The 5,754-nt window shown below is 63.5% G+C and carries 6 protein-coding genes; all 6 read left to right on the top strand.

Annotation, left to right across the window (positions count from 1 at the left end; translation table 11 throughout):
* Positions 1-211: 211 nt before the first annotated feature.
* On the top strand, positions 212-691 hold the full coding sequence (locus DC432_RS15675) for a hypothetical protein (protein ID WP_116538634.1): 480 nt from the start codon (positions 212-214) through the stop codon (positions 689-691).
* Positions 692-729: 38 nt separating this feature from the next.
* Entirely contained in the window at positions 730-936 is a 207-nt protein-coding gene (locus DC432_RS15670) for a hypothetical protein (RefSeq protein WP_116538633.1), read from the top strand.
* A 218-nt stretch (positions 937-1,154) separates the two neighbouring features.
* The gene (locus DC432_RS15665) at positions 1,155-2,198 is read left to right on the top strand and encodes a hypothetical protein (protein ID WP_133177973.1); all 1,044 of its coding nucleotides are present in this window, start codon (positions 1,155-1,157) and stop codon (positions 2,196-2,198) included.
* Position 2,199: 1 nt separating this feature from the next.
* Entirely contained in the window at positions 2,200-4,098 is a 1,899-nt protein-coding gene (locus DC432_RS15660) for a hypothetical protein (RefSeq protein ID WP_133177972.1), read from the top strand.
* Positions 4,099-4,238: 140 nt separating this feature from the next.
* Positions 4,239-4,625 (top strand): histone-like nucleoid-structuring protein Lsr2, encoded by a 387-nt coding sequence (locus DC432_RS15655; protein WP_116538630.1) that lies wholly within the window; start codon positions 4,239-4,241, stop codon positions 4,623-4,625.
* Between the two features lie 242 nt (positions 4,626-4,867).
* A partial coding sequence (locus tag DC432_RS15650) for a hypothetical protein (RefSeq protein ID WP_207770846.1) occupies positions 4,868-5,754 on the top strand: 887 nt, incomplete at its 3' end.

Raw genomic sequence — 5,754 nt, 5'->3', positions numbered from 1 at the left:
ACTCGCCGCACGCTTTGTCGAGCGCCAGGAAGCCGCCAAAACGCTGGCTGCCGCAAAGCTCAAGACCATCGACTACTTCCGCGCAAACCGGGACTTTCTACTTCGCAAGAACCCTACTTTGACCTCGGCGCAGATTGCGGAACAGCTTCTTGATCACTTCCTCGCCGTATAAGCACCATCATCAACTCACCCTCAACAAAGGAGAAAGGAAATGAGCCAGCTAACTCTTTTCGAAGCAACCGGAACCAGCCACGTGCCCGCGCCCGTGAAGCTGCCCGCTGCACCGGTCGCCCGGATCACCACACCTCAATACCGCCTCATTCGTGCGCTGCTTGAGCGTCGCCCTGAGCGTAAGGAGGTGCTGGACCTGCTCATCGGGCTCAAGCCCGAAAGCGCCCCGTACGCCACCGCCTACGCACGCAGTTGGTGCATGCGCCGCTTCGGGTTCATGGATGGGCTCGCTGCCAACGATCCTGCGGCGCTACGGGAGCGGCGACGGGACGCGTGGCAGGCCGATGTGCCCGAAGCGTTCAAGAAGTTCCAGCAGGGAAGCGGTCATCGCCTCACCTGCAAGGAGGCAAGCAAGCTCATTGCGTGGTTGAGCATCAAGCCGCACAAGCGCGCCACCGCCGACCTCGACACCAACCGCGAATGCTTCTTCCTAAGTTACGCAAGCCCGCTCGACGACTGACACCCCGCCCATTGCACCCCCGAACAAGGAGAAAGGACATGACCGCCACCGCCCCCATCACCCCCGCCCGCCGTGACTTCGAGCTTGCAGCCATGCGTCATCTGCTTGAGATGAGTCGCTGCGTGTTCAATGACCCGCGATGGGAGGGGCTGTCACCTCTCGCCATCGCCACCTCCTACGCCGACGAAATGGAAATGCTGAAAGCCCGTGCGAAGACTGCACGAGACGCGGCCCCCGCCGCATAGAGGCTCGCGCTCCTGAGTCGCGCCCGATTAGCTGCGCTCCCATCGCGGCTAATCGGGCGTAGCGCTGTGCTCTACGGCGCTTTTCCTGTGGCCTGCGGTATCCGATGGGTGCCGCAGCCCGCCGCACTCTCCCGCTGGTGCGCTGTCTTGAGCGTCCGTATCGTGGCGCGGTGCTCGCTGATATTTCTCCTGTCCCTGAACTCGACAAGGAGGAAGTCATGGACATTTCCAACGATCCCCGCAGCGCAAGAAAGCGCGCCGCTATCAACCAAAAGAACGAACGCGATGCCGCGATGCTCTCGGAGCAAACGGACCGCGACAACGCCGACGACGCGCGCGAGCGCGAGGTGCAAAAGCGCAATCGCCGCAAGAACCGCCTGTTTTGGGGCGGCATCGTCACGGTGCTCGTCATCGCCGCGGGGGCGGGCACCTTTGGAGTGGCGAACCTGATCCCCGCACCGGAGGAGCGCTTCGAAACCGCAGAGGAGGTGGCAGAGCGCGAGGCCAACGCCGGTGACGGTAAGGAAGGCGTGACAGTGGCCGGTGCGCGACAGGAGTTCTTCGACAAGCCGGAAACCGCCTACCCCCTCCGCCTCGAGGAATGGCAACTCGCACCCGTCGACGCTGCCCCCTCATCGGAAACCTTCGAGGCTATCGGCGCGAAGTACGTGGGCAGCACCCTTCGCACCGCGGCGATGACCCTGCCATCGGAGGCGAGCGGCTACACGAGTGACCTCGCACAGAACGTGCTGGAGGATGGCACGCTCAACCCGCTGTTCTCCTACTGGACGCAGGAGTCATTCATCCGCGAGGTGGGCTTCATCTTCGAGAAGCTGCTCAACCCCCGCTTTGGCGGTTGGGAGATTGCGCAGTATGACCCTGAGGCGTTCAGCGCGGAGGGGCTTCGCGATGTGTTCGCACCCGCATGGTGGGAGGCCAACGGCGGCAACCCGCAGGCCTTCCCCCTTTACATCGACTGGAGCGGCGACGCTTACGGCATGGGCGACACGCTGCTTGCCAACGGCACCCGCTGGATCGGTGAGGCCACTGACCTGCAGGCGGGCTTCACCTACAACGAAGAGACGCTTCAGTACAGCGCACAGGTGGTGGCGCAGCTGCGCTTCACCGCGTGGACGCAGGATCAGAAGCAGGTGACCAAGGACGGCACCCTCACGCTCGTGCTGGTGCCGACCCCTGAGGATGCGTCAGCCAACACCCCTCTCCGTGTGCTCGTGGAGTCCGCCTCACTGGAGGTGAACTGACATGCGCGCATTCAAAAAGCTTGTGGCCATTGCAGCGGCCACCATTTTGTCGGTCATCATCGCCGTTCCGGCTAACGCCGACACAGGCGGTGGCGCAGGTGGTGGTGGTGGCGACGGGTCGTTTAGTGGGAGTACCTACTGGAAGACGGCCTACGCCCCCGGCGCAAACGGAGGTGGTGGCCACGCGTGGCGCGCCTTCGTCAACAGCGGTCAATGGGGTGCGAGCGAAGCCACCATCGAGGCTCGCGTGAACGCCACGGGTGATCGCGGTGGGTCAGGCAACCTCGCCGCCCTGTGCCAGCGCAGCAACGCCATCTGGTGGCGCGTGCAGAACAGCAGTGCGGCCAACTGGTTGTTCAATGCCACGGGCTACGACAGCGACGCCCACACCATTCGACAGGCGCGCGTGCAGGCCGGTGACCCACCCGCAGCGTGGGATGACCGTATGGCCGCATATGTCTCGTCACGCTCGTGGCCTTCGGACGCGCCCGCAGTGCTCGTGTGTTCCGCCGCCCTCGGCGAGGAGCGCGCACCGGAGGAGCGATCGCAGCGTGATGAGCGCAGCCGCACGGAAACGCAGGTGGAGAGCTTCACGCACCCCTACGCCCACACCATCTCCGTGTCGCGGCAGATCACCTCCGCCACCGGCACCGACCCTATCGGCGTCAACAACCTGCATGACCAACCGGCTGTGCCGGTAAAAACGGCGTTCGCGGCGGTGTGGGATCGCATGGCTTCGAGCAATGCCAACATCGCTGATGTGCGCGCCGCGGTGCAGCAGGCCGTGGCGCAGGACGCCAACCTCGCGCGGCCTGAGCTTGTCTTCGATGAGCAGAACCGAAAGGGACTCGCAGAGGGTGGCGTGCTCAATGTCTTCGAGCACACTCGCCACGCCACCATCCGCTCGCATGCCACCACCGTGATTCGCGAAGCTCGCTCCTGCGTCGAACGCCGCGACTGGAACATCGCCACCCAGTCCTACGGCGGCTGGTACGCCACCGCAGGATGCGGCGGGTGGAGCGAAGTCGGGCGCAGCACCACCTATACGAACAACGGTTCGCTGACCATGCCGCAGCTACAGGCCTTCTTCCAGGTGCTCACCGTGCACTGCAATCCGGTGGGCGCGCAGGCGGCGAACCGTGCCATGCCCCTCGCATCTGTGACTACCGGCCCGAACGGGCAGTACGTCATGGCCACTCCCCGCCAGGCCAGCGTTCCCGCAATCCCAATCTTCGGGGACACTCGCAACGCCGACCCCGCGCTTACAGCCACCGGCCACGTCGCGTTCTACACGATGGAATGCGAGTGGTCATGCACCGCCTCGCCCGCCGCCGCCGATGGTGCGAGCAACAACAACGGTGCGCTGACCAACGTGCGCCGCACTGGCAGCCTCATCGAAGGAAGCAAGTTCGGTGCGGTGCACCGCGAGCGCAACGGTAACGAGTTCACCGTGTTTCGCGACGGCCAACGCCGCAGCACTTTGGTCGACGTGTGGTACCCGCGTGCTCAGTACAACGGAGGCCTTGTCTATCGCGGTGAGGCTCCTTTGCGCACCACTGTGACGGTGTGGGGAGAAGGAACCCCGACTGCCGACGCGGGCAAGTTCGCGCAGCAGAAGGGTGGGCTGTTCTCGGTGTGGGGCATTCAGGGCATCAAGTCCACCAAGTTGCTTCCGGCTGCCACCTCCACAGGCTGGCGTGGAGCGGCGGAGCGCCTGTCCGCTGTGAACAGTCCCACCACGGGTACATGCATCGCGCAGTTCGGCACCGACACTGGGCTGCGCAACACAGCCGGTGACCCACGGGGGAACGTCGTGCCGCAGGTGACGGTGGGGGATGGCGGCGCGGCTGCTAACCCTTCGAACCTCGTGTTCAAGTTCGTCCGCGCAACCGCCGGCTGACGCTGGTACGAAGGGGCGGTGTCATCGCGGCACCGCCCCTTCGCAGCGAGAGCAAGAAGCCAACAGAAGCCATTTGACAAGCTCAAGAAGCCCGTCATTGTGGTGCCATCCAACCCGCAAGCACCGCGAAAGGCACTCCGATGAAGGACACCATCACCGTCGTCAAGGACTCGCTCACTAAGAAGGAGGTCAGCGAATACTCGGAGCATTACGTCTCCATCGACGGCATCGGCTACAGCCTCCAGCTTTCGCCGGACAGCCTCCGCAAGCTCACCACGGCTCTCGAACCCTTTGTGAACGGCGAGGACACCAGCGTCGAGCCGTCCCGCTACTACTCCCCGATGCGTCGGGCGCGCGCTGCGAAGGGCGAAGGCGAGGGTGCCAACAGCCTGCCGCCCGAGTACCGCGCCGCCGTCGCCGCCTTCGTGGAGGAGAAGGGGCTGGGGAAAGTCGCGAAGGGAGGCAGCGTGCGTAAGGCGTTCATCGACGCCTTCGAGGCCGCAGGCCGCCCGGGGCTCACGGCCTAACTTGCTCTCCACCCGAACCGCCCCGTAGCAACCACGCGGGGCGGTTCGCTTTTGTGTGGTGAGTGATAATAGGAGGCGTGGGGGACCAGACAATAGAAACGTGCCCGTGTATTGATGCTCACCGCCGACTCATGGATTTGCACGAGGACATTCACCGCGTCGTGGATAACTACCTCGATGCGAACGAGTTCCGGAGATTTCTCAATACTGCTATTCAGAACTCGCGAGGCGTAAGCTTCCTAGTGCAGAAGCGCAAGGCGAAGTGGGCCGATTTCGACACATGGTACGGCGCCTGGCAAGCCTCCGCGAAGCAAAACCCGGTCATGGGATGGGGGGTCGAATCACGTAATCGCATCGTGAAGGAGGAGGACCTCCTCACGCTTAGCCAAGCCGTTCTCAGCCTATTTGATGAGCGTCTTCAGGTGGCAGAGGATGTCGTGACAGTACCGCCGTCTACTTCCGTCGAGGAGATGGTGGCAGTTTTCGCCGATTCCATCGCGAAGCAGCCGTCGCAAAAACAGCGATGGATTCGAGTACAGCGGCGGTGGGTGGATGATCAGCTGCCTCAGTACGAGCTGGTCTCCGCCCTACGCGAGCTTCACGCTGGCGTGAGTGAACTCATTCGGCTTACGCATGAAGCGAGTGACGTCACGAGCTGCAATGCTCCGCCCTTCGCGCGAAGCTGTGTCAATGCCGCCTTCGATCCCGAACTGACCTGTCTTGGCCCGGGCAATCCGCTTCCCTCTGCTGTCATTGACGCCCGAACGGGGCGGGCTACGCATATGGAGTACGGCATCATCCAAGCCGACGCGGCCATGATGAAGATCGGTGAGACTCGCTACGGCTTAATCCCGCGGCGGGGGCAGACGGCGGTCGAATACGCCGTAGGACAGATGGACCTCTTCAAGAAATTTCTCGAGGTCGATGGTTCAGCTGGGGGAGTGCTCCTCCTTTTCCGTGGACGTGAAGAGATGCGCATCAGTCCGGTGATGTTTCCCAAGACGACGCCTCGCGAGCTAGTGGTTGCTTCGACCGTGGAGATCCAGGGAGCCTGGCAGTTCGACGGCGGGCTGTTTGCCGGAGAGATGTGGCTGACACCCCCAAAACACGACGGAGCAAGGGGTTCACT

It is taken from the genome of Microbacterium testaceum (assembly GCF_003075375.1).
Lineage (GTDB): Bacteria > Actinomycetota > Actinomycetes > Actinomycetales > Microbacteriaceae > Microbacterium > Microbacterium testaceum_E.
Note: the sequence above shows the minus strand (reverse complement) of the source record. Positions and strands in the feature narration are given on the sequence as shown.

Bases quoted from the DNA above. Each gene is read 5' to 3' on its own strand.
- DC432_RS15665 (WP_133177973.1), top strand. From the start codon at position 1,155: ATGGACATTTCCAACGATCCCCGCAGCGCAAGAAAGCGCGCCGCTATC.
- DC432_RS15655 (WP_116538630.1), top strand. From the start codon at position 4,239: ATGAAGGACACCATCACCGTCGTCAAGGACTCGCTCACTAAGAAGGAG.
- DC432_RS15660 (WP_133177972.1), top strand. From the start codon at position 2,200: ATGCGCGCATTCAAAAAGCTTGTGGCCATTGCAGCGGCCACCATTTTG.
- DC432_RS15670 (WP_116538633.1), top strand. From the start codon at position 730: ATGACCGCCACCGCCCCCATCACCCCCGCCCGCCGTGACTTCGAGCTT.
- DC432_RS15675 (WP_116538634.1), top strand. From the start codon at position 212: ATGAGCCAGCTAACTCTTTTCGAAGCAACCGGAACCAGCCACGTGCCC.